At 61.0% G+C, this 254-nt stretch carries 1 pseudogene; it reads right to left on the bottom strand.

Annotation, left to right across the window (positions count from 1 at the left end):
- A pseudogene (locus tag ACPYOG_RS20040) lies at nt 1-254 on the bottom strand (hypothetical protein); the annotation flags it as partial.

The following is a 254-nucleotide window of genomic DNA, read 5'->3' on the forward strand; positions in this document are numbered from 1 at the left end:
GATACGGCGAACGGCTCGGCAGTGGTGACCGAAATCTGCTTCTGCATCAGCTCCACCACAATCTGATCGGCACGCACGTCTTCCGGCAAGGGCAGCCACAGGAAATACGAGTTCGGATGGACGACGCATGGCAACCCTTTGAGCAACTCGGCAGCCAGTGCCTGGCGCGCCTGAGCATCGTGGCGTTTTTGCGCTTCCAGTTCGATCACGGTGCCGTCGTCGAGCCAGCCGCAGACGATCGCGGTCATCAGTCC

The sequence above is a fragment of the Leifsonia sp. HAY1-4F genome, assembly GCF_056755275.1.